Origin of the sequence: Aquimarina mycalae (assembly GCF_029906345.1) — a bacterium.
Taxonomy (GTDB): domain Bacteria; phylum Bacteroidota; class Bacteroidia; order Flavobacteriales; family Flavobacteriaceae; genus Aquimarina.
Window position 1 is genome coordinate 493,710 of sequence record NZ_JARYGY010000003.1, and the last position, 25,162, is coordinate 518,871.

Consider the following 25,162-nt stretch of genomic DNA (forward strand, 5'->3'; position numbering starts at 1 on the left):
AATCTTACACGTGCAACGGTCTATTATCCGTTGCCGCTAATGCCGCTTCTTTGATTGCTTCGGTAAAAGTAGGATGCGCATGAGACATTCTACTAATATCCTCTGCGGATGCTCTAAACTCCATCGCAGTAACTGCTTCTGCAATTAAATCAGCACAACGAGCACCAATCATATGTACTCCTAATACTTCATCTGTCTTTTCATCTGCTAATATTTTTACAAATCCATCAAGATCCGCACTAGCTCTTGATCTACCCAATGCTCTAAAAGGAAACTGTCCAGATTTGTATTGAACACCTGCTTCTTTTAGTTCTTCTTCAGTTTTACCAACTGCTGCAACTTCTGGCCAAGTATACACTACTCCAGGAATTAGGTTATAATCTATATGTGGTTTCTGTCCTGCTAATGTCTCTGCTACAAAAACGCCTTCTTCTTCAGCTTTATGTGCTAACATTGCACCTTTTATCACATCTCCTATTGCATAAATATTAGAGACAGAAGTCTGTAAATGATCATTCACTTCTACTTGTCCTCTATCAGTAAGCTTCACTCCTGCTGCATCTGCGTTCAATCCATCTGTATATGGACGTCTACCTACAGATACCAAACAATAATCTCCTTTAAACTCTACAGGATTTCCTTTTTTATCATCTGCAGTAATTGTTACTTGCTTAGCTGTAGCTTTTACACCTGTAACTTTATGAGAAGTATAAAACTTTACTCCTTGTTTTTTCATCACCTTTGTCAACTCTCTGGATAAAGCCTTGTCCATTCCTGGAATAATTCGATCCATATACTCTACTACAGAAACCTCAGCTCCTAAGCGACGATATACTTGTCCTAATTCTAATCCTATAACACCTCCACCAATAATCACTAAATGTTTTGGCACTTCTTTTAGTTTCAACGCCTCAGTAGAAGTAATTACTCGTTTCTTATCAAGCTTGATAAAAGGTAGTGTAGATGGTTTAGATCCTGTAGCAATAATAGTATGTTTTACCTCAATCGTTTCTACAGCATTATCTGCTTTTGTTATATTGATATGTGTCGCATCTTTAAAAGAACCAACACCTTCAAAAACATCTATTTTATTTTTTTTCATTAAAAAAGCAACCCCATCACAAGTCTGATCTACCACAGTTTGTTTACGAGCGATCATTTTTTCAAGATTGATCTTTACATCACCTGGAATTTCAATTCCGTGATCTTCAAAATGCTTTACCGCATGTTCATAATGGTGAGAAGAATCTAATAATGCTTTACTAGGAATACATCCTACATTAAGACAGGTTCCTCCAAGCGTAGAATATTTTTCGATTATTGCAGTTTTCATACCTAGTTGTGCGCAACGGATAGCTGCAACATATCCACCAGGTCCAGAGCCGATTACGGCTACATCATATGTACTCATAAGAGATTATTATGTTGGCGTATTAAAATATAAACGTTTAAATAGTTCTTATTCTGAAAATAAGATAAACAAATGTACAAATGTTTTACTTCTTACAGAAGCGATGCTTTGGTCAAATTTTTATTAAAAAAGCAATATTAGTACTGATTAAAAAGTTATACATTTAGTCCTTTGATATGATTTCAAAATTTTAACCACTTTTTGATGCTACATATCTAATATATTTTAACAATTATAGAAATTAAATAATGCGTTATTTATCTACTCTGCTCTTACTTGCCATTATCATTTTATGGAGTTCTTGTCGTAATGATTTTGAATCTGATCCCAGTATCGGGAATCTGGAATTCTCTACAGACACCTTATTTTTAGATACGGTCTTTACCAATATTGGTTCCAGTACTTATAACTTTAAAGTATATAACAGAACGAATGATGATTTTACAATACCTAGTATTGCTTTAGAACGAGGAGAAACATCGAACTATCGTTTAAATGTTGATGGTATTCCTGGAAAGTCTTTCGAAAATATCCAGGTACTAGCTAAAGACAGTATTTTTATTTTTGTAGAAACCACAACTGATATAACTCAGCAAACTGGAGATCTGGAATTTCTATACACCGATCGCATACTTTTTGATCCTAATGGCAGTCAACAAGATGTAGATTTAGTCACTCTAGTAAAAGATGCTGTGTTTTTATTTCCTGCTCGTGATGAAATGACAGGCGAAGTAGAAACATTACTATTAGGTGAAGATGATAATATGGAAGAGATTCGTATTGAAGGATTTTTTCTGGAAGATGATGAATTGAATTTCACCAATGAGAAACCCTATGTTATTTATGGATTTGCGGCGATTCCATCTGGTAGAACGCTTACTATCGATGCTGGAGCACGAATACATTTTCATGATGGATCTGGATTAATAGCTGCAAATAATGCTACTTTATTGGTCAATGGAGAAGTTAGTACAGATCCCGAGGTAATGGAAAATGAAGTGATTTTCGAAAGTGATCGATTAGAACCTGGATTTAGCGATATCCCTGGTCAATGGGGGTTAATTTGGCTTACTGCAGGTAGCACAGGTCACGTAATTAATCATGCAACTATAAAAAACGGTGCTGTGGGTATCTTAATGGATTCAAATGATGGAGGAACTGATCCTACACTTACTATTACCAATTCACAAATCTATAATCATTCAGCTTATGGAATCCTTGGAAGAACAGCAAATATTTTAGGTGAAAATGTTGTGATAAATAATGCTGGAATATCCTCTTTGTTTGCATCTTTTGGAGGTACATATAATTTTAACCATTGTACATTTGCTAACTATTGGAACACTAGTTTTAGGAATACTCCTGCTGTTACAATAGATAATATATTTGTAGTACGAGATGATAATGGTAATATTATTGATGTACTCTCTACAGATCTGATAGAAGCAAACTTTACGAACTGCATCATTTATGGAAATGAAAATCTAGAATTAGGTCTTACCAGAGCAGATGAAGCTGCATTTAATTTTAATTTCAAAAATAGTCTAATTCGTTTTAATGATTTTAATGGGCAGTTTGATGATAATCCATTATACGATTTTACAAATACTAGTATTTATGAAAATGTAATTCTTAACGAAGATCCAGATTTTAAAGCTCCTTTTGAAAATATGCTAAACATCGGAGAAGATTCTGCAGCAAATGGGCAGGCCTCTACTCCTACTTCTGGTACGGATATTTCGGGAACACCTAGAAATGCTACTGCACCTGATATTGGAGCTTATGAAAGTATCACTTTTGAGATGGATGGAAACTAAATGTTATAATAGTATCTAAATAATAAAAACAACAACTAATGAGAAATGTATCTTCTAAAAACAAGGAATTATTTATTCTAGGTATAAGCTCTATTTTGATCACATTGTTTCTTTTCTTTATTGATGAAGGCAATTATGATTTTAACTGGGTAGCAGAACCCTTTGTATGGATCATTTTTCTAATCTATGCAGTGCCCATCTTTTTAGGTCAATTGTTGGTTTCTAAAGTAATGCTAAAAAATATTAGCCAAACTAATAAGATGCTTCTTAGTATATTGATCGGATCGGTGATCGGTATCACTTGTACTATCGGAATTTTGTTTAGCGGATTTCTTAATTAGTATTTTTTTATTATGAACGATTATCTATTTTCTTCTGAAAGATTAGGGTTTCGTAACTGGACACTTGATGATTTGGATACCATGGCAGCTATGAATAATGACGATGATGTTATGGAGTTTTTTCCTTTTAAACCTACAAGAAAAAACACTAAAGATTTTATAGTCGGAATGCAGCAACAGTTTGCTAAAAATGGTTTCTGTTATTTTGCAGTAGATATTTTGGAATCAAAAGAATTCATAGGGTTTATTGGGCTTTCAGAGCAATCATATTTAGAAGATACACCTGTATTTGTGGATATTGGGTGGAGGCTAAAAAAAAGTACATGGAATCAAGGTTTTGCGACAGAAGGTGCTAAAGCTTGCTTAGACTTTGGGTTTAATCAAATTGGTTTGGATCAAATATATTCGGTTGCTCCAGAAATCAATATCAAATCCGAATTAATCATGAAAAAGATAGGGATGGAAAGACTCAAAGTTTTTAAACACCCTAAACTAATGAATGACAAAAGATTAAGGAATTGTGTACTGTACCTAACTAGCAAAAACAAGCAATAATGTATTTTAAAAAGGCATCATTACTTTCTCTTATTACAAGCATTCTGTTTATTTTTCAATCTTGCGGACAACAAAAAACAACACCCAAAAAGACAATAACTACAGCGCTAGACTCTATTTTCTCCAAAGAATTTCCCTTAGACCAACCAGGAGCATCGGTACTATTGATAAAAGGAGACACTATATTATTTGAACAATCATACGGTCTTGCAAATATTGAAACCAAAGAAAAGATAACATCGAATACCGTATTTAATACTGGATCCATTTCTAAAACTTTTGTTTCTAATGGGATACTGATACTTCAGGAAAAAGGACTTCTATCTGTAGAAGATAGTATTTATAAATATTTTCCAGATTTTGATACTCCTGAAATTGCTCAAAAAGTTAAAATAAAACATTTACTTTCTCATACTTCAGGTTTACCTGATTTAAGAAATGTTCATAAAAACATAGATTTCTTTATTACTGCAAAAGACACAGCCAATTTTGAACCTATAAAACGAGCTGATTATTTATTGTTTGAACCAGGTGAAAAATTTGCGTATTCTAACCCTTCATATAATGGTTTGGCACTAATTATTGAGCAAGTAACCAATCAAAAATGGCAACAATTTATTATTGACAATATTTTTGTTCCTTCAGGAATGAATACTAGTAAAATTACTGATGGAGATCACCCAAAAAAAGGTGTAGCTCACGCATACATTAAAGATTCTACTGATAAGTTTATCGAATATGATTATGGAGAAGTACCCACTTTTGCTGCTTCAGGAAATGGAGGAATATGGAGTTCTGTAAAAGAGTTAGCTAAATATGAAATCGCACTAAGAAACCACACTTTCTTATCAGAAAAGACAGTAAAACAATCCAGAACAATCTTTAAACCAAAAGCATGGAACGATACCATTTCTCCTACTATTGGTTATAGTTGGTTTATTGGTACTAAAGGAATTATACGATCACCGATCGAAAAAGAATATACCACAAAAATAGTTTCTCATACTGGTTCTCAAGGAGGTTTTAGAGCATTCTTCGTTTCATTTCCAGAAAAAGAAATTACATATATCATGCTAGCGAATCGTCCCGTTGATGGATTTAGGAAAATTATCAAAGAGAGTTTTACTATATTTCATAAATATGGTTTCATCGAATAAAAAATTAAAAGTTCATGTTTAAAATCAAATATTTACATACTTCGCTACTCCTATTGTTCATTAGTTCTTATGCTATTGCACAAGAAGAATTACTACATCAAAAAATCAATCAGGATATGTATAGTAATTTTTCTGAAGCTTTTTCAACATTAGATTACTCATTATTCGCATCAATTCATAGCGAAGAAATGATTAGAATATCTGGCGGTAATGGAGGAGAAATTAAAGATGTAAAAAAATATCTGGAAGGTTATAAAAAACGATGGAACGATCCTAAAAGGAAAGCATCACCAATTGATTTTAGGTTATTCGAAAGAATAACTTCGGATTCACTAGTATCTGATCGAGGTATTTATAGAGTTACTTATCAAAATGATAAAAATGAAACACAATATTCTTATGGGCAATTTCACGTATTACTGCGAAATGAGAAAAATACATGGAAAATCCTTATAGATTATGATTCTAATGAGCAAAACACCATAAATAAGCAATCATACGACGCGGCTTTTTCTCTTTTAGATTACAAAAAATACTGGAAACATAAGAACTGATCTGATTTCCTTAACACGTTTAAAAAATATATTGTTACGTAAGTAGATGAAAAAAATAACTGGAAAAATAAGAATACTCTTAATACTGTCTCTGGTAATGCTCAACATTGGTTGTGATCAAATTTCTAAGACTGTAGTAAGACAAACGATAGCATCCAATCAAAGAATTGAAGTATTTGAAAACAACTTTATACTAACCAAAGTAGAAAACAGAGGCGCAGCATATAGCTTAGGGTCTGATCTTGGGCCTGCATTAAAAGTTATCTTATTACAAGTGTTGCCTATCATTGTATTAGTATTCTTGTTAAGACTTATACTTATAAAAACTACATATTCTAAAGAAACTATTATTGGTTTTTGCTGTATTATTGGTGGAGGAATCGGTAATCTTTTTGATCGTATTGCATATGGATCTGTAACGGATTTTATGATTATGGATCTAGGAATTATAAAAACTGAAATATTTAATATGGCAGATGTTTCTATCATGGTTGGATCATTTATTATATTAATAACTACCATCTTTAATAAAAAAGGATCCTTTTTTAAAGAAGCAACCCCATAGATATGAGTTGGATTCAGGAAATATCTTTTGAAAAAGCTACAGGTCAGCTAAAAAGAATATACAATCGAGTTAAGGGACCTAATAACAATATTGATAACGTATTATCTATTCATAGTCTTCGACCACATACCTTAGTCGGACATATGGGTTTGTATAAAAATGTACTACATAATTCAAACAATACGTTACCTAAATGGTACTTAGAAACTCTTGGTGTTTATGTTAGTCAACTCAATCAGTGTAGTTATTGTGTAGATCATCACGCTGCTGGATTAAAGCGTTTGTTGGCTGATGATGAAACTTTTCTCAAAATAATAACATGCGTCAATAGTGATCAAATGGGTTCTTTTTTTAAGGATCAATATTTAGAAGGATTACGATATGCAAAAAAACTAACCCTATCACATCATACTATTACTCAATCTGATATTGAAAACCTAAGAAACTATCACCTCACTGATGGAGAAATCCTAGAAATCAATCAAGTAGTGAGTTATTTTAATTATGTAAACCGCACCGTAGTTGGTCTAGGAGTTAATACAGAAGGTGATATTATTGGCTTATCGCCTCATGATAGTGAAGACCCTGATAATTGGGGACATTCTTGATTCGTAAGTATTATTTTATTCTACCTAAATCCTTAACTATTCACACCTAAACAGAGAAACTATAGCATAGTAACCGTAGTAATTATATCAAGTGTTTTTATTGCAAACTACAAATCCTAAGGATTCATTAAAAACCTGTGTAGTAATTAAAAGTCAAAGTAATAAGTTATACTTAATCCTATAGCTTATTTTTATTTATTGTGAGAATATGGCATTCCTTTTATACTTCTTGTATATATCCCTAAAATCAATAGAATAAATATTCGTATCAATACTTTTTAGACTATCACTACTAGTATAATAAAGTAAGGTGTCCTTTTCAATTAGTTCAGCATAGAGATCACTACCTGTTGTATTTATTTCTCTAATATTTTGAGGTATTGACCAATGATCATTGGATTTAAAACTTATATACAAATCTCCATATGACGATAGATTCTGTTCTCTTCCAGAGGATTCAAAAATAAGTACATCACCATTGTCATTTATTTCTAAATTCCATTCTCCATTATTAGAATTAACAATATTTCCCATGTTTACTGGTAACCCAAAAGTATCTTTTTCTTTTTTTGCTACATATAAATCGCCTTGACCGTATCCACCTGAACGATTTGACGCAAAATATAGATTACCAAATTTATCCGTATTTGGACTGAACTCGCTGTCTTTGGAATTAATAACATCATTCAATCTGATTGGAGTTCCCCAAGTATTATTAGCTTCTTTTTCTACCTTCCATATATCATTTGAAACATATTTCGCATTCTCCAAAGGTCTACTGGAAATAAAATATAACGTTTTTCCATTATTACATAAATGAGGGGAACTATCATCATATTGGCCAGAAAAGGAAGCAAGCTTGGGTATAGACCACTTCCCCCCTTTTTTGACTGAAAAATATATTGAACTTTTCATATCTCTTGTCCCCCATTTATCATTGCTTTTAGCAAAATAAACCTCAGAGTCATAGATCGAAAAAGTTGGTGAGTACTCTACTGACTTCGTTGAAATTATTTTTGGCTCAAAAATACTGGGGTTCAATTGTTTCGATTCATCTGTACAGCCCATCAAAATCAACAAACTACTTAAAATAATAAGTACAATTATAAATCTTGCCATGTTCATTGCTATTATTTAGTGTGAAACAATGTTTCTTACTTCCAATTTGGAAGGATGTGTATACAATATACAAATTGTTCCAGTTAGTTTTTAAAACTAATAAGTTCACGTTTTCCAGATTCTCCATTCTTATGCTACCAACAGCATTTTTCAATTTTTCTGACAGTTTTAGTGTTAAATTTAGAATTACGGTATTCACATATAATTAACCTTTAACAGAATAATTTAAACATATTAAAGCTATTTATTATAAATAATTTAACATTTTATAGAAATTAACATAATTATTTCATAAAAATTCATTAACATTGCGCCGGTCAAAAATTTTGACCACCAACCTAAATAAATAAATATTTTTTTCAATTATGAAAACACAAAATCACACACAAATTTTTAAAAGGGTATTATTGGCATGCTTTGCTGTCTTAACAAGTTGTACTGTCGACACTGACAAAGACATTGATCCCAATTTAAATCTCAAAAACAATAACGAATGTGTTTCCGTTATGGTTTCTGATGCAGACATTAATTCATTTTATGACAGTAATGTAAACATTCCAAGACCAGAAGACACCCATTTAAAAGCTTTATTACATTACAACATCAATGTAAGCGACTTTGCAGCTTCAAAAAAGTTCTATAAGTTGTTAGCTTTCGCTAATTTTATTGATCTAAATATCGATGTAACTGATCCTGATGAAGCACAAGGTTTAGATCTTCCTCCATACTCATTAAAAACGACACCAATGAGAGCGAAGGATGGTTTTATTATAGATCTTATTAAATTTAACTCACCGTATGATGGAGAGGCTCCTCATAGTGATTATAATAGTATCGGATTTTCTTCACTTCATTTGAAGTCAAGTAACCTAAAAAAGGATAGAGCATATTTAGCAAGAAATGGTGTGTCATCTACAGTAATAGTAGGTACAGAAGATACTCCTGAAAAAATACAGTTCGCGGATCCAGACGGTACGACAATTTTAATGTCTCAAGTAGGTCCTGTATCTAATGTTTATTTCTTTCAAAGAACTAAAATAGATGGTGTATTTTCTACGAATATTAACGTTACTGATCTTGCTACTTCTGTTGATTTTTATCAAGAAGTTGGTTTCGAACTTGTTGATCAAAACGAAGATTATGCTACAATCGCATTATCAAAAGGGCGCCATATTACACTTACTGAATCTTGTAGTCCTAACATGGCTTATGAGAAGGTAAATCACCTTGGTATTGCAAGAATAGCTATTACTACTAGCGATCTTGAAGCTGATATGGAAATACTAAGTGCTAAAGGAATAGAGTTTTATTCTCCTGTTCCAATCCAAGGTACTGGTGTATTTTCTATAATTCGTTATGCAGCATTTGAAGATCCAGATGGTAACGTATTAGAATTGGTAAAATTACCTTTATAGAAAAATAGATAAAGTACTCATTCAAAATGTTACTTTTTGAATGAGTACTTTTAAAACTATTATGTTATTCACTTTCTGAAATATTTAAACATAAAGTTGCTTGTTTAATTAATCATCATAGAACTTTTCTACAGTTAATAAAAATCTATAGCAACAATCATAGTGGTCGCAATATCAATAGTAAAAGATTCTAACACACACTGTTTTTAGAATATTGCTCTTACTTTTATCATATCATCTCTTAAGGATTTATTATAATAGTCACTATTACTGATATTCTGTACTATTGTCACTTTTTTATTCAGTCCAAGTCTTGTTTCACTTAGTTAGTTTTTTTATCATACCGCTGAATATCATACCATGAAAGGGTAATACAGAATACCAATACAATCTACCCAATAAACCTAACGGTCTAAATGTTGCTGTCTGCTCAAGTTGGTCATCAACTATTTTAAATTCTAGCCAGGCTTCACCAGGTAGTTTCATTTCAGCAAACAGAAGCAAACGTCCTCTATTTTTATCTGCATATAATACTCGCCAAAAGTCCACTGCATCACCAGTATTGATTGAATTAAGATTAGTTCTTCCCCGCCTCAATCCTACTCCACCCACTATTTTGTCTAACACCCCTCTTAATCTCCATAACCAATTAGCATAATACCAACCTGTTTCGCCTCCTATACTCCAAATTCTATTTAGGCATATTTGGCGATTATCTATTTTGCTTTTTCTCTTATCTATGAAACATCCATATATTGGTACTTTTATAAACTCAGAAATATCAAAACTAATTCCGCTACTTGAATAAGAATCCTTCCAACTAGAAATAATAGTATTATTTTCAATTTTATTAAAAGCTCTTTCTAGAGATTCTTTGTAGTTAAGTGGTTTAATTCCGATTATAGAATTAATTTTATTATTTCGACACACAACTTCAACCTTCATACTACTAACAAGTGATACAGCAAGCTTATATGATGTAGAGGTAACAAAATAAAGCCAATAGGAAGAAAGTCTTGGCGTCATAACGGGAACGACAAAAATGGTCCGTTTCAGATTACGAATTTTAGCAAAACCTAAGAGCATTTGTTTGTACGATAATATATCAGCACCTCCAATATCAAAATTTTGATTATAGACTTCAGAATTGAATAAAGATTTAGATAGAAACCTAATAACGTCGGCTACACCTATAGGTTGACATCTGGTTTTTAACCATTTGGGGGTAACCATAATTGGAAGTTTTTCTACTAAATCTCTTATTATTTCGAAAGAAGCACTGCCAGATCCTATTATTATTCCTGCTCTCAGCGTTGTAAAACTATAGGATCCCTTACCCAATTCAATTTCAACATTTCTTCTTGAACTTAAATGTTTAGATAGCTCTGATTCATTTACTATTCCGCTAAGGTAGATCACATGCTTAACATTTGTTTTTCCAAGGGCATCTCTAAAGTTTAGAGCAGATGTTTTTTCAAGGGTTTTATAGTCACTAGAAGAAGACATTGAATGAACTAAGTAGTAGGCTCCTTCAATATCTTCTGGTATCATTTTTAGTGATTCTTTATTTAATAGGTCGATTTCAATTACTGAAATCTTATGTTGTATAGAACTAGGAGGGTTAAATCTCTGAACATCACGAACGCAACAAACTACTTCGTGTCCCGCCTCAACTAAAACAGGTAATAATCTTTTTCCTATGTATCCAGTTGAACCAGTTAAAAGTATTTTCATGTTTAATTAATACAACAGTTTCTATATTAAAAAGTATCTTTTTTTTGAATGAACACTTTTACATCATTCGTTGTTTGGATTTTCATTTTATAGTGTTTCGACAATTTGAATGTTATTTCCACAAGTATGGTTAAAGACTGCAAATTTTACGGTTCCCATTTTAGTAGGTGCTACACTAAAATCAACTCCAAGTTTTGTTAGTCTGTCATGTTCGGAGTCTACATCGTCTACATCGAATTGAGTGTAAGGAAATCCAGCTTCCATTAATGCATCCTGAAATATCTTACATGGTTCGAAATGGTTAGGTGCAGGTTCTAATAACAATTCTGGTCCATCTTGCCATTCTGGAGAAACTAGAGTCAACCATCTATTACCGCCTTCTAATGGTACATCCTTCTTTTTTAGGAAACCTAATTTCTCAGTATAAAATTTAAAAGCTTTTTCTTGATCTCTAACGGGAATGCTAATTAGTGTTACTTTCATATGTTAGTATTTATTGTTAACTCAAGGATCGCATAGAGCATCCTATCGCAATTTCGTTGCATGATTTAAAAACTAATATCGGTAGTTGTAATATTGATTTATTTTTTAATCATTTTCCAAAGTTTAGAAATCTTGCTCTAATTTACTTCTCGAAAATTGCTCTTTTTGAAATTCACTTGGTGATTTTCCCGTTTTCGTTTTAAACAACGTGCTAAAAGAACCTAAACTCTCGAATCCAACCGCAAAACAGGTTTCGGTTACCGTCATTCCATATATTAAGTTTTCTTTTGACTTCGCTATTCGTTTATCCATTAAGTATTGTCTTGGTGTTAAGCCATAATACCTCTTGAAAAGCCTTAGTAAATGATATTTTGATGTAAATTGTATATGCGATAAAAAATCTAACTTCAGGTCTTTTTCAAAATTATTATCAATGAAATTGCGTGTTGCTATCACAGTCTCTATCTGTTTATCATTAGAATAACAGAGACTTCTTATTCGCTTTATTTTTGATTCGTAAAATGTCATTTTACTTACTAGTTTCTTAGTATAGTTATACCAAATATTTGTTAAGATACATCTTTTACATAAAAAAGATTAGACTTTACACCAACATTGTAAGCGATTTTGCAAATAATACCAGACCAAATTTTTATTACAAACTCTTAATATTATACTATAACATCACTAGATATAGTGCTTTTTTTCTTTATCGGCAATAATTCTTTATATGTTAAACATCTCCAAATCCATTCTAACGGTCCAAATCGGTAGTGGTTTAACCAAATTTTACTTAGTATTACTTGAAAGCTAAAAACAAAAACCGCTGTCATAAATGTCTCCGAAGGACTTAACCTTTCGTATAGTTTAAATCCGATGGATGAAAATAAAATTAATCCAATAAAGCTTTGCATTATGTAGTTAGTTAAAGCCATTCTACCTACATATTTTAATGGCAACAAAATCTTTTTCCATTTAGAGTTGTAGTACAACCAACCAATTGCCCAAAGATAGAATAACCCCATTGCAACATCCGAGAGCACCATTAATTTAATACATGTCTGTCTATAATTTTCTATCGAAAAAAAATCCTGATTCACCAATACAAATAGAAATATTACTCTGTAAACATTTGTAATTATTGCTATCAGTATCATTGGTTTTTTTATTCGTAGAATAAATAATTCTAACGAATTGTAAATTTTATTTTTACCAAGATAAAGCCCCAAAAGAAACATTGAAATAGCAATTGGGGATAAAAACCCGAAAAGCATTGGGATATTAGAAAGGTATTCTAACAATCTTAATTTAACTCCTTCTAAATATGTACCATTGCTTATTATTTGATTTACTGTTTCTCCTGTATAATCTTTTAAATAGATTTCTGGTTGGAAATTTAAAATATTGAACAAAAATTCAAAAACTTGGTCATAAAAAGGAAAGAAAAGGAAAATTGCTGATAACGTAAGAATTAATTTGTTTGACCGTTTTATCATAAGTGTCGTAAACAATCCAAGAATCGCATAAAGATTTAAAACATCTCCTGACCACAAAAACGTGATATGTAAAACTCCAAAAACAAACAATATTAGCATTCTTCTCCCAAAAAAGGAGAATGAAAGTTTATTTTTATCAAACATATTTAACGCTTGCATTGAAATTCCTAACCCAAAAAGCAGTGAAAATATCGGGAAGAATTTAGTATAAAAAAACAGTTGAAGTATCTTCTCCGAAATTTGATCAATACTAGAAGTCCATTGTTTCGCAAATTCGTCCTGATTCAAAAAGGTTGAATTCATGATTACAATATTTACAACAAAAATTCCGAGAATTGCGAATCCTCGGAATATATCTAATATATCAATTCGTTTTTTTACTCTAGTTGGTTTTTCGTTCAATTTTTGATCGTTTTTTACATATTGTGTCTAACAGTTTAGGGATGATTTCGGGTTAGATCACAAGAAACATCTAGTCGTTGGCTAAGTTAATTAATGTTCACGATTTTTCGAAGTAAAAGTCTACAGCAATTAATTATATATATTGACGTACTTAGCATTTATTAGTTAATGAAGTTTATTACTCTTTATTAAACTTAATAGGCTCTTTTTGAGCATACATTTTTAACATTGATATTTTTCCTTTTGCATTATCAACAAATTTTATCGTAAACTCAGGATTGAATGATTCTTTAAAGTCTTTCATCCCCTTTAGGTAAAAATTATTATAATTTGAATGCTCTAATTTAAATGTATATGTAGGGAAAACTGCACGTAGTTTACCTTCCTTTTTGATAATTTCTATTCTTCCGAAACCATTTGCATAATAAGTACCAAGAAAATCATTTATAGAATGAGTAGGCATCTTAGCTCGGTTAAATGATTTGTCTTCTCCTGGTTTGTAAATGTCTGAAACAAGAACTGGGTATTCATTTTCGGAAGGTAACTGGAAGAGTTTCTTTGAAATCATATCCGATATGATATAGGGAAGCGTAGAATTGCTTTGATTACATAAAACAACAATACCGATTTTCTCAAAAGGAAAGAGTTCCATTACACTACTAAATCCGTGAGTGTTTCCTCCATGACATAATCTATAATATCCATTCCAAGATCTTATGCGCCAACCAAATCCTTCACTAAACAGAAATGAATCTTGTGTATATTCTTCATTATACTTCACATTTTGAGGCCTAGATGCCTTATAAATATATTCTTGCGGTATTATTTGATTTCCATTAAAAACTCCTTTGTTTAGCCAGATACGCATCCAGTTAGATAGATCTTTTATAGAACTTTTAATTGACCCAGCAGGACCAAAAGCATAATAATTTTGATAAGGTACTTTTTCTGATTTTCCGTTATACATACCATAACCTAAGGAGAAATTATTTGACCGCTTCATATCCTCGAGTGTGGTACAGGAATTATTCATTTTTAATGGACTAAATATTTTTTCTTGAATATTAGCATCCCAACTTTTGTTAGTTATTTGTTCTACTATAGTTCCAGCAAGTGTGTACCCCATATTACTGTATTCCCAACTATTTTTAACTTCTGCTTCAGGTTTTAGATATCGTAAACGTTGTACCGTTTTTAATTTATTTTCAATAGGAAACAATTCAAGAGAAACACCTTGAGTTCCAATTCCACTTTTATGACTAAGCAGGTCTTCAATTGTAATTAGATTATTCATTTTATCATTATAGAATTGAAAATTAGGCACATACATTTCTGGTTTATCTTTTAATGACAATCGATTATTTGATTCTAAGACACCCAATAAAGAGCCTGTAAATGCTTTTGACATTGAAGCAATATGAAAAAGTGTGTGTTCTGTAACAGGTAACTTTTGTTTGAAGTCTCGATATCCAAATCCCTTAGCGTACAAAACTTTATCATCTTTGACAATGGCTACAGATAAACCAATGGTATTATATTCCTCCATCAATTGAATGATTTCATCATCTATTCCTTGTAACTCCTTTGGTAGTTGTTGGCTAAAACCTAATTGAGTAAATAATACTAATGCGAGTGCGTAAATAAATTTCATCTTCGTGTTTTATTTGTTTACAGCAAAAGTGAGGAATCATACATGCTTAAAAGTCCGAGTATACAAAGTCGAACCAATTTTACTCAAAATAATCAGTTCGATTTAAAGTCGGACTGCGTTTAACTGTTTGATTTTCTATATTCTGAAGGTGTTTGATGTGTTGCTTTCTTAAAAGCGGTATAAAATGAAGATTTAGAATTAAAACCTACCTCATATAAGATTTCTAAAACAGTTAGCTCTTTTTGAGCTGGATCTTTTAGAAGTATTTTTGCATCATTTATCCGATACTCATTTATAAAGTCAAAAAAATGTTTGTTTAAATGATGGTTGATTAACAGCGATAATTCTTTTTCTGGAATATCTGTTTGAATAGCCAGTTTTTGTAATGTCAATCCAAAATCCAAATAAGGCTTTTCTTTTTGCATTACTGAAGTAAGTTTTTTTAGATATTCATTTTCAGCTTTATTTTTTTGAGCATTATCTTTCGTAGTTTGTTTTTCGAGAAATGATTTTACTGGAACTAAATCTATGCTTATACCCGTAAACAGTGCAGGTTGGTATAATGCCTTTAGAACAAAAAAGATAGTTATTGATAAAACAGAAAGGCTAATTACAATATTTGTATTTATAACATATTCTTGATATATAGAATTAGATAAATACCATCTTATAATTACAAACGAATGCGCTATACAAGAGAAAACGGTAATCTGAAATAACCACTTATAAATAGCGTAATTAGCATTTGAATAATTTTCAAGATATACTGTTTTATATTTTTTTAAAATTATAAAAACAGTAACAATGTAAACTATAAATTGGATCTCTCCCACAATTTCATAAAGCAATATACTTAAGTCGGAGAAGCTTGTAATATTGAACAGGATAAAAAATAACAGGAATAATAAGAAATGTAAAATGTGTTTTCCTTTGATCTTAAAATTAGAATAACAAGCCGATAAAACGTACAGAAAAAACAAGGGTAATTGTAACAGACTAGAAGAAGTTTTTAAACTTTGGATGATAGGATATTCTACAGTCTTGTTCGTAAACAAACCAATTAAGTCAAATGCGATGACTAATAAATAAATACCAAAAAGCCTATTAGACAGCTTGTTTTTTGTTTTAACCGTAAAAAGAAAAAAGGAAAGAAGTATCATTATAAAAACAACAATCTTTCCAATGGTTTCAATAATTTCTATTTTGTTTTCCAATAATATTGTGTGTATTTCTTATTGTTCATTAAGATACATAACTTCTACAAGTTAAAAATTAGATATTAAATTCTAACATTATTAATTGTTTATTAAAGTATCCTGAATTAAAGTTCTATAAAGGAATTCCCAAATTCCATTTCCCTGTTTATCTATTTAGATTAGATTCTATTTTTTTTAAGTTACAATGTATTAACTAAATTACATTTTAGCACATTATAGGGTAAAATTATTCTATTAACCCAATGAGTTACAAATAGTATATTTCTCATAAATAAATAATTCTATTTAACTAATTGTAATGAATCAGATTCTTGAAAATCCCATTCTCCTTGTAATAAACGCGTTACATAACAATTATCCGCTTTTTTAATAAGGTATGCATGTTGTTCATCTGTAATAGTACCTTCAATACTAATTTGGGAATTGACACTAGTTTTAAAACTTTTACCTTCTTGCCTATGTACATCTTGTGTTAACTGTGCGTCTACTTCTCCAATGTCCCAACCTTTTCTTCGAGCTACATTACGTATAGTTGCTACTTTACACATTGCAATTCCAGCTAAGACAAGTTCTACGGGTGAAAACCCTAAATCAGTTCCTTGTGATGGAATAGGTTCATCACCGATAATTGCATGCTTTCCGTTACTTATTATCGATTGGTATCCAACTGATAAATTTTTGACATTTATTTTAGTACTCATATTATTTTGTTTTAAAATTCCTTTCAGGTAATTAGACCCTGAAAGGAATTGATTCTTAAATTACTATTTTTTAAAATCCTTAATTTCTTTTACAATTTCTTCTGTTGTAAATACATGACTAGCAATCATTTGAAAGTTTGTTACTGCAGCTGAGTATCCATCTAAACCTGGTAAAACTGCTGCTGCAGTAGCATCCTTAACAACAGCTACTCTAAATCCTGATTCTACGAGGTCTCTCATATGAGATTCTGTACAAAGATTGGCAGACATCCCTCCAAGTATTACATTACTATAACCATGCTTACGTAGTTGAAGCGCTAAATCATTAGATTCTGGCCCATATACTTTATGAGGACTGGTAACGATAACATTTTCTCCATCAATGTATTCTTTATATTGCTCTAACCAATCTGCACCAGAACCTTCAAAACCATCTGTTTTTAATGTATGACTTCTATCAAACATTCCAATTTTGTGCATTAAAGTTTCTAAAGCACCTTCAATTTTCCATTCATGATCATGCTTAAAATAGTAATGAGGTGACACAAAGATTTTGATGTTTTTCTCTTTAGCTACTTTAAATAATGCTTCAAGATTCTCTACCGTTTTGTTTTCTGTAACACTTTGGCCTACAACGCCCCAAGTAACTCCATCGGGACTTAGGAAATCGTTTTGTGGATCTGTAATTACAATTGCTGTATATTCATCAACTGTAAAACCTGGATCCGGAAGTTGTGCATAAGAGTTCATATTTATCCCAATCAATAGGGTCATAAGCATTGTTAATTTCAAAATTTGTGTTTTCATTTTTTTATAATTTTTAATGTTAATAATGTATTCTCTAAAGAATTTAATTCTTAACAACTGTCATTTTTACATTGTCAGTCATTGTTCTATAATTAGGAGAAGTCTTTCTCACATTTTCTATGATAGCATCATAATCTGCTTGAGTTCCATTGCCTTTAACATCATAGTTAAATTTGAGCTCTTCGAAACCTACAGGTGCTTGTTCATCTACACTTAAAAACCCGCGAAGATTTAAATCTCCATTGATTGTAAGTGTCACACTTTCTAATTCAATGTTATTATTTGCCGCACCAGCTACAAAACCAACCATCATACATCCAGCAAGACCTCCTAATAGATAATCCTGAGGAGTAGGATAGCTATTGGTCCCCAAAAGTTCGTTTGGCTCATCAATAGTAAATTGAAACTGTTTTTCAATTTCTTTATCACCTACTTTTTGATTGAGTGTTGTAATTTCTGTTTTTACACCTCCTTTCCATTCTGCCTTAATCCCATACTTTGAGATAGCTTCTGAAGGCGTTTTCGTGATGGTATCAACATATTGTTGTAATCCTTCAATGTCAATACCATTTATTAATTTATCTATACTTTCCATGATTATTTAATAAAATGATGTGAATTAATTTCTACCCGCCATTACACCTCCATCAATATCCCAGATTGCTCCAGTTACCCATGAACTTTCATCTTTTAATAAGAAGTGTATGGTTTGTGCAATTTCATCGGCGCGACCAACACGACCAATAGGATGAAAATCATTAAAACCTTGTAGATTTTCTTCGATTTTATCTTTATCCATAAATGCACCGTAAATCGGAGTAACTACTACTGCAGGAGATACCGCATTTACACGTATTTTGTTTTCGGCAAGCTCCATTGCCAAATGTTGGGTTAATGAATGTAAACCAGCTTTAGCCATAGAATATGCAGATGATGGAGTAGCTTTAATTGCCTGTTTAGCCCACATAGAACCAATATTCACTATAGAACCTCCTCCATTTTTAGTAAGTACTTTAGCGGCTGCTTGATTGATGAAAAAAAATGCACGATTGAAATCGTGATAGATATCATAATCTGCTTCTTCATGTTCTAAGAATGGCTTAGGGCTAAAAAAACCTGCTGCGTTTACAATGTATTTTAAATTGGGAGTAACACCTTCAATGGATCGAGCAAAAGATTTTACGGCCTGCTTATCTGTTAAATCTACCGCTATACCTTTTATAGAACCGAGTTTCGATAATTCTCTTTCTGTATTGTTTAAATTAGAATCATTACGACCTATAATGATCACTTCAATTCCATCTTTTAATAATAGTTCTGCGGTAGCTTTTCCCATTCCTGATGTACCACCAATAATTAATGCTTGTGTATTCATGTTTTTTACTTTTTAAATTAATACTGGTACAAATTTCAGTATAAACTCAAGTAAAAAATGGTAATCTAGAAACTGAGAATGGTAATTTAGAGATAAGCCTTTTGAAACTGTTTGGGTGTATAACTAGTTCCTTTTTTAAAATATTTAGTAAAGTAAGTTGGGGCATCAAAGCCTAAGCCATAGGCAACTTCTTTAATAGAAGTAGATTGATTTGACAACATACGTTTTGCTTCTAGTAGTTTACTTTGCCTAATTATATTGGCTGGTGTATCAAGTAGAAATTCTTTAGATACTTCGGTAAGAGTTTTTGTGTTGGTACCTAATTTATGTGCAAAAAAATCCATACTATGAAAGCTTTCGATTTCCTCAAATACAAGTTTTTTAAATTCTGCGGCTAATATATAACTAGAGTTTTTTTGAACATCTAAATTATCATCAAGTTTTCGCATACGTTCTATTTGAAATAAAATGTTTTGAAAATAATGATAAACCTGCTCTTTATAGTAGTTATCTTTTGTCAATATTTCGGATTCTATGAAGGAGGTAAGTAAACTTATTTTCTTACTATCTTCTTTTGAAAGTTTTAAACAGCTACTACCAATTTCATTAAATATAGATAGTGATAACCTATCCATCAGTCCCTCATTTCCTTTGTTAATAAAATGATCATTAAAATGAAATAAATAACCTTCATTTAAAGCATCTGTACAGAAGTAATGAATCTGATTACGATTTATAAAAAATATTGTATTTGCATCGTGATCAATTACTTCATAATCTACATAATGGCGTCCCGCTTGTTTAAACCAGATAACCTGATAAAAGCTATGTCTATGTGGAATAGAAGCATGTTTTTTATTAATATCAAAATAGGACTTTGCATCTTTTATTTCAAAGTGGAGTTTTGAGTAATCATCTTTATGTAGGTCGTATGTTTTAATTGTATCCAATGTCCTTTAGTTTTTCCGACGATTATATTTATCTGGTAAAACAACTAATTTAGCGAATAAAAACTGAATAGAAAACACAAGAGAGTTTTCATAGATAGACTGGTGCAAGCAATGAATTATATACGTTTGGTTAAAAGTATTTTACGCCATAATTATTCCAATTCCTGTTGCTATTATAACCAACTGTAAAACAAACAATACTAAGGCTCCAACTGACATCAGAAATGTTTCTAATTTGTTATTTTCTGTCATAAAAATTCGATACATTAACCATACTATTAATAAATATACTAGCGGGTTAACTGGTAGGTCTATTTTTAATATTATATAACTAATTACACCTATTAAAGTTGCTTGTCCTAGGATGAATGAATTAATGGCTAAGTGTTCTATAAAATTATATTTCCTAAAAATTAATTTAGTAGAAATTGCTAAAGGTACAATAGATAATATCCAAAAATATTTTAAATAAACATGTACATATTTCCCAGCTGCATATGCTACTTTTCCCAGATACACATCAGGAAGGTTTTGTAGTTCGGTATTTTCTCTGGGAACTCTTAATAAATTCTCTATAATCAAATACATAGTAACAGAAAAAATTAAAAAGGAAATTGGGTTGAGTATTCCTTTTCTTTTACCAAGAATATATTCGTTTGCAATAGATTTAGGATTCATAAACAGCATCTTAAGATTATAAAGAAATCCTTTATCCATATTCGTAATGGTCAAAAAGGTATCTTCGATAATTGACTTAAAAGTAATTTTTTTAATTTCAGACTTTTCCCCACAGTTAGGGCAAAAATTTGCATTATGTTCGGTATTACAAGAAACACAAATCATTTGTTCTGTTTTAATAAATTAAATCTTTGTATTTTCATTAATATTGATGCTTAATAACTTACCTATTGTTGTTCTATATTTTTGTTCACACTCGACTATGATTAGGTTGTAGGGCGATCTACAAGTCTAACTTGTCAAAACCCTATTATTTGATTATAAGTTTATCGCCATCATAAATTACAGACATATTTAGCAGTAGTTTCTATTGATTATTAATTTTTAATTCCATTTCTAATTGTTCCAGATAATTTTCAAACCCTATAGAGTTAAAAAAGCTGGTCATGTTTTCAGCCTTTTTATCTACATTAATAATAGAAAAAGCGTTTCCATATTTTTTTGCCAACTCGGTTATTAACTTTGAAGCTATTCCTTTTTTTCTAAAATCTTTATGTACAGCTATTTGTTGTATTCGATTGGTTTTTGGATTGAGAATAACATATCCAACTAATTCGTTTTCAACATAAGCTCCATATGAATCATTGTCTGTTTTCAAATTATTCATTACGTTTTTTGAGTTTTGCCACGTAGTATTTATATCCCAAAAAGACTCCATCCGTTCCCAAGGATAGGTTTTTAGCCCTCTAATATCAATAAACTTGTTAGATTTAATGGACTTAAAATTTCCTTTAAAACAAGCTAATTCCCTTGTCGTTTTAAAACCAATTTTTTCATAAGACTTTATTGCTTGAATATTTTGAGTGATTACTTCGAGTATAATTTTATCAATTCCCTTTTTTTGTAATACTGGTAAATTATAGAGATACATTTGTTTCGTTAATCCTGAGCCTCTTTTTTGAGGAATAACGCCTGTTCCTCCATTATAAGCAATTTTTTGATCGTTAATGGTATCAAATCCGTGCAGAATGAAAGCAATCAGCCTTTGATCTTCAAAAACACCAACTGACAATTCAAGGTCCGTTTTATCAGCTTTCATTTTTGATATTAACTGTTCTTTGGACAATTTAAAAGGAATAAAATAGTCAGAAAAGGACTCATTGAAGACATTCAAAATATCTTCATCATCTACTCCTTTTAAACTTCTAATATTCATTTTCTTGTCTAATTACTGCTAACATTCTCTATAAAGTGAATCCGTTTTAATGGGTTTTTACATAGTCTGATGTTTTCGTTTTTTTATTTTCCGAATTTCCACCATTTTTTTGACTTCTTCACCCGAGGATTTGTTTCGTTACTTTCTAAGTTTGATTGCTGTTCAATACTAATCGAATTAGAAAATATTGATTCTTTAAGGTCATTCAGATTTTCTGAAGAGAAATGAAAATAACCAATTCCTACTATATCCGACTGATAAGATTTAGTTTCATTTTCAAAAGTATCAAATGCACTTGCAACTAATCCTTCAACGTAATTTTTTCCAGCACCAAGTTTAGTCAGTTCGGATACAGTAAATTTTGCAATCACTTCTGCATCCAAAAAACATAAATTTCGTCCGACACCAAAAGAAAATCCAGAAAGTGTTAAGCCAAAAATTTGGAACATGGTTTCATTGGTAAGATCCCATCTATCATCATTTATTGTTAGAGTAATAATTTTCTGTAGTTTATTTTGTAATAATTCTTCCATACTAATTGTTCTAGTTGCTTACTAATTACAATCTAAGATTCTTTAATTGAGTATAACATTTTATGCGAAACGTAAGGTGTAAAAGATACTATATTTTGGAATTAACACAGAGCCAAATTTTTATATTTTGTTGTGCGTTCGTATTTTTTCAGCATTCAGTTTTTTCCATTTCCGAACTCTACTTCTTGCATTTTTATATGGCGATGATGTATTCAATTGTATCATTTTGCCTTTTGTCCATTTATCATACCAAGGTTTTTCATACAATTCCGCGTTTTCGTTTGCTTTTATTAACTCCAGAATTCGGTCAACATTGTTGTCTAATTTTGTCAAAAGTGATTTGTAGTCAAGGCTTTCATAATCTATATAAAATTTTTGTGCAAGCTTTCCTAGTTGATTCCATTTATATCCTGTTTCCGGAAAGTCAACATTTTGTCCATCATCTTTTTTTTGATTCCATTTCAGAACAAGTTCAGACCAACCAATAAGATAAGCAACTAAATCAGAAATACTCATTTCTGTTCCTTTTGCGTGTCCATCGAGTTCTTTTGTTTTAGTTAATCCGATTGGGATATCATTTAAATCCATTTTCAATTTAGAATATGAATTTTCGATAGCTAGAATTAGTTCGTTTTTGTTTTTTGGTATTGACACTTTCGTTTTTTATTGCTAACAACAGTCAAGTGTATAAGTAGTAGCGAATTTCTAATCGCTATCCTTTCGGTTTTGCACTGATTATTATTTTATGTTTATACTTTCGTTTTATAACTTAAACCCCCTATTGCTTACACACAATGTTAAGCACAGGCTTCCTTTGCTTTTTTAAAAAGTTCAACTGTTCGACTAATATCTGATTCATCTGTTCTCCATGAAGAAATACTGATTCTAATAACGGAACTCCCATTCCAAGTCGAACCACCAAGCCATAATTCTTTTGAATTCTGTAAATATTCTAATACTGCATTTGTTTTACTATCGTTGTCTAAATAAACAAGAATCTGATTAAAAACTACTTCATTTAATATAGTAAATCCGATATTTTTAAGTTCAGTTGCCAATCGTTTTGATTGTTGGTGAAATGTAAAAATCATTTCATCAATTCCATTTTTACCTAAATATTTTAAAGTAGCCCATAATTCAAATGCTCTTGAGCGTTTTGACATTTCTGGTGTGTATAACATTGGATCTCTTTTACCTTTACTATAGATAATATATTCACCATTTGCTTGTAATGCATTAGCTAGTGAATTAGCATGTTTACATAGAACAATACCTGAATCATAGGGTACATTTAGTGTTTTATGAGCGTCTAAAACCCAAGAATCTGCTTTTTCAATGCCTTTTGTCAAATACGAAAGCTCTTTTGAAGTTGCTGCCCATAAACCAAAAGCTCCATCAATATGAGTCCATGCATTCGCTTTATTTGCAATAGTACAAATAGTGTCAAAGTCATCAAACGAACCTGAATTAGCATTTCCAGCCTGAAGAAAAACTATACATGATTTATCTAATTCTGGAAGTTCATTGACTATTAGTTTGCCTTGTTCATCAGAAGGAACATATTCTATATTCTCATCTCCAAACCCAGCTAAAACAAGGTTTTTTCTTATGCTGGCGTGAATCTGTTGATGAGTAACAATACGAACTTTTGGGGCTCCATTTAGTCCTTTTTTATTTACATCCCAACCTAAATTTTTGAGTATATGATATCGAGCAGCAATTATAGCACTGAAGTTGGCCATTGAAGCACCACTAACAAAACCTGCTACAGTTTCTTTTGGTAACTTTAACAAATCTTTTATCCATTTTTCGCAAATCACTTCCAATTCCGCATTTATTGGTGATGATACATAAAGGCCTCCACACTGATCCCATATGTCAGTTAGCCACTTTGTTGCTAAAGAGATTGGGGTTGCACCTCCGATAATAAATCCGAAATATCGCCCTCCAGTATGAGCAACCGTTCCTAAAGTCCCTATTTCATGAAGTAATGAAAGAATTTTTGATGCAGAAAAAGATTCATTTTGTAAGTCTTCTTTTAGTACTTTAAGTTCCTCCAAATTCTCCCTACTTGGATATACATCACAATCATTTATTTTATCAATATATTCGAAAGCATAGTCACGAGCTTGATTAAAAATTTCTTTTCTATTCAATTCGTCCAACATTTGTTTTTTTATATCCATCTATTTTTGTTTTGCTTGTGTCTAACGGTTACGCGTATGAATAGTAGCAGATTTCTATTCACAAACCTTTCGACCTTTCTGTCTACTTTGTAATCTATTTATACTTTCGTTTTATCGCTTTAATCAATATTACTTATAAACTTTGCATTAAGCACCAAACCTATATTATCTATAGGCATTGTTACCTATTA

At 31.2% G+C, this 25,162-nt stretch carries 26 protein-coding genes; 8 read left to right on the forward strand and 18 right to left on the reverse strand.

All coding sequences use genetic code 11. The features are described from left to right. Positions 1–4 precede the first annotated feature (4 nt). The gene (gene lpdA / locus QBK95_RS09925; RefSeq protein WP_280933149.1) at positions 5–1,411 is read right to left on the reverse strand and encodes a dihydrolipoyl dehydrogenase; all 1,407 of its coding nucleotides are present in this window, start codon (positions 1,409–1,411) and stop codon (positions 5–7) included. A 248-nt stretch (positions 1,412–1,659) separates the two neighbouring features. On the opposite strand from lpdA, the gene QBK95_RS09930 reads away from it, so the two are divergent. Genes QBK95_RS09930 through QBK95_RS09960 form a run of 7 tightly spaced genes read left to right on the forward strand, consistent with a single transcriptional unit; the run spans position 1,660 to position 7,008 of the window. Continuing rightward, the gene (locus tag QBK95_RS09930) at positions 1,660–3,228 is read left to right on the forward strand and encodes a hypothetical protein (RefSeq protein WP_280933151.1); all 1,569 of its coding nucleotides are present in this window, start codon (positions 1,660–1,662) and stop codon (positions 3,226–3,228) included. A gap of 38 nt (positions 3,229–3,266) precedes the next feature. Continuing rightward, positions 3,267–3,569 carry a hypothetical protein gene (locus QBK95_RS09935; protein WP_280933153.1) on the forward strand — a complete coding sequence of 101 codons (303 nt, stop codon included), beginning with the start codon at positions 3,267–3,269 and terminating at the stop codon, positions 3,567–3,569. Positions 3,570–3,581: 12 nt separating this feature from the next. Continuing rightward, complete coding sequence (locus tag QBK95_RS09940; protein WP_280933155.1) at positions 3,582–4,124, forward strand: GNAT family N-acetyltransferase; 543 nt, start codon at positions 3,582–3,584, stop codon at positions 4,122–4,124. After that, the gene (locus tag QBK95_RS09945) at positions 4,124–5,281 is read left to right on the forward strand and encodes a serine hydrolase domain-containing protein (RefSeq protein ID WP_280933156.1); all 1,158 of its coding nucleotides are present in this window, start codon (positions 4,124–4,126) and stop codon (positions 5,279–5,281) included. Before QBK95_RS09940 ends, QBK95_RS09945 begins: the two co-directional genes overlap by 1 nt. Before the next feature lie 14 nt (positions 5,282–5,295). Next, positions 5,296–5,835: a hypothetical protein gene (locus tag QBK95_RS09950; RefSeq protein ID WP_280933157.1), complete on the forward strand. Its 540-nt coding sequence runs from the start codon at positions 5,296–5,298 to the stop codon at positions 5,833–5,835. Positions 5,836–5,881: 46 nt separating this feature from the next. Next, positions 5,882–6,400, forward strand: a complete 519-nt coding sequence (lspA, locus tag QBK95_RS09955) for a signal peptidase II (RefSeq protein ID WP_280933159.1) — start codon at positions 5,882–5,884, stop codon at positions 6,398–6,400. Positions 6,401–6,402: 2 nt separating this feature from the next. Continuing rightward, a complete protein-coding gene (locus QBK95_RS09960) occupies positions 6,403–7,008 on the forward strand; it encodes a carboxymuconolactone decarboxylase family protein (protein WP_280933161.1) in 606 nt (201 codons plus the stop codon). A 195-nt stretch (positions 7,009–7,203) separates the two neighbouring features. Here QBK95_RS09960 and QBK95_RS09965 read toward each other — a convergent pair whose 3' ends face one another. Beyond that, a complete protein-coding gene (locus tag QBK95_RS09965) occupies positions 7,204–8,127 on the reverse strand; it encodes a hypothetical protein (protein WP_280933163.1) in 924 nt (307 codons plus the stop codon). A gap of 365 nt (positions 8,128–8,492) precedes the next feature. Here QBK95_RS09965 and QBK95_RS09970 point away from each other — a divergent pair, with 365 nt between their 5' ends. Continuing rightward, complete coding sequence (locus tag QBK95_RS09970; RefSeq protein WP_280933164.1) at positions 8,493–9,542, forward strand: VOC family protein; 1,050 nt, start codon at positions 8,493–8,495, stop codon at positions 9,540–9,542. Positions 9,543–9,860: 318 nt separating this feature from the next. Here the strand turns inward: QBK95_RS09970 and QBK95_RS09975 are convergent, their stop codons facing one another. From QBK95_RS09975 to QBK95_RS10050, 16 genes are all read right to left on the reverse strand, one after another. Beyond that, positions 9,861–11,276 carry an SDR family oxidoreductase gene (locus tag QBK95_RS09975; protein ID WP_280933165.1) on the reverse strand — a complete coding sequence of 472 codons (1,416 nt, stop codon included), beginning with the start codon at positions 11,274–11,276 and terminating at the stop codon, positions 9,861–9,863. An 87-nt stretch (positions 11,277–11,363) separates the two neighbouring features. After that, complete coding sequence (locus QBK95_RS09980) at positions 11,364–11,759, reverse strand: VOC family protein (protein ID WP_280933166.1); 396 nt, start codon at positions 11,757–11,759, stop codon at positions 11,364–11,366. 123 nt (positions 11,760–11,882) lie between these two features. Further along, positions 11,883–12,287, reverse strand: coding sequence for a helix-turn-helix domain-containing protein (locus QBK95_RS09985; protein WP_280933169.1), 405 nt, complete (start codon positions 12,285–12,287; stop codon positions 11,883–11,885). Positions 12,288–12,430: 143 nt separating this feature from the next. After that, the gene (locus tag QBK95_RS09990; protein WP_280933171.1) at positions 12,431–13,558 is read right to left on the reverse strand and encodes a DUF418 domain-containing protein; all 1,128 of its coding nucleotides are present in this window, start codon (positions 13,556–13,558) and stop codon (positions 12,431–12,433) included. Positions 13,559–13,835: 277 nt separating this feature from the next. After that, positions 13,836–15,308 carry a serine hydrolase gene (locus tag QBK95_RS09995; RefSeq protein WP_280933173.1) on the reverse strand — a complete coding sequence of 491 codons (1,473 nt, stop codon included), beginning with the start codon at positions 15,306–15,308 and terminating at the stop codon, positions 13,836–13,838. A 119-nt stretch (positions 15,309–15,427) separates the two neighbouring features. After that, positions 15,428–16,141 (reverse strand): helix-turn-helix domain-containing protein, encoded by a 714-nt coding sequence (locus QBK95_RS10000; protein WP_280933175.1) that lies wholly within the window; start codon positions 16,139–16,141, stop codon positions 15,428–15,430. Between the two features lie 665 nt (positions 16,142–16,806). Beyond that, complete coding sequence (locus tag QBK95_RS10005) at positions 16,807–17,226, reverse strand: OsmC family protein (protein ID WP_280933177.1); 420 nt, start codon at positions 17,224–17,226, stop codon at positions 16,807–16,809. A 63-nt stretch (positions 17,227–17,289) separates the two neighbouring features. Further along, the gene (locus tag QBK95_RS10010; RefSeq protein WP_280933242.1) at positions 17,290–18,006 is read right to left on the reverse strand and encodes an isochorismatase family protein; all 717 of its coding nucleotides are present in this window, start codon (positions 18,004–18,006) and stop codon (positions 17,290–17,292) included. A gap of 70 nt (positions 18,007–18,076) precedes the next feature. Continuing rightward, complete coding sequence (locus tag QBK95_RS10015; protein ID WP_280933179.1) at positions 18,077–18,628, reverse strand: OsmC family protein; 552 nt, start codon at positions 18,626–18,628, stop codon at positions 18,077–18,079. A gap of 24 nt (positions 18,629–18,652) precedes the next feature. Beyond that, on the reverse strand, positions 18,653–19,408 hold the full coding sequence (locus QBK95_RS10020) for an SDR family NAD(P)-dependent oxidoreductase (protein WP_280933181.1): 756 nt from the start codon (positions 19,406–19,408) through the stop codon (positions 18,653–18,655). A gap of 86 nt (positions 19,409–19,494) precedes the next feature. Next, positions 19,495–20,358, reverse strand: coding sequence for an AraC family transcriptional regulator (locus tag QBK95_RS10025; protein WP_280933183.1), 864 nt, complete (start codon positions 20,356–20,358; stop codon positions 19,495–19,497). Between the two features lie 141 nt (positions 20,359–20,499). After that, positions 20,500–21,201 (reverse strand): DUF3667 domain-containing protein, encoded by a 702-nt coding sequence (locus QBK95_RS10030; RefSeq protein ID WP_280933185.1) that lies wholly within the window; start codon positions 21,199–21,201, stop codon positions 20,500–20,502. 202 nt (positions 21,202–21,403) lie between these two features. Beyond that, a complete protein-coding gene (locus tag QBK95_RS10035; RefSeq protein WP_280933187.1) occupies positions 21,404–22,252 on the reverse strand; it encodes a GNAT family N-acetyltransferase in 849 nt (282 codons plus the stop codon). A gap of 83 nt (positions 22,253–22,335) precedes the next feature. Continuing rightward, positions 22,336–22,785, reverse strand: a complete 450-nt coding sequence (locus tag QBK95_RS10040; protein WP_280933188.1) for a hypothetical protein — start codon at positions 22,783–22,785, stop codon at positions 22,336–22,338. Between the two features lie 120 nt (positions 22,786–22,905). Beyond that, positions 22,906–23,439 carry a ClbS/DfsB family four-helix bundle protein gene (locus tag QBK95_RS10045; protein WP_280933190.1) on the reverse strand — a complete coding sequence of 178 codons (534 nt, stop codon included), beginning with the start codon at positions 23,437–23,439 and terminating at the stop codon, positions 22,906–22,908. Positions 23,440–23,582: 143 nt separating this feature from the next. Continuing rightward, a complete protein-coding gene (locus QBK95_RS10050; protein ID WP_280933191.1) occupies positions 23,583–24,971 on the reverse strand; it encodes a pyridoxal phosphate-dependent decarboxylase family protein in 1,389 nt (462 codons plus the stop codon). Between the last annotated feature and the right edge of the window lie 191 nt (positions 24,972–25,162).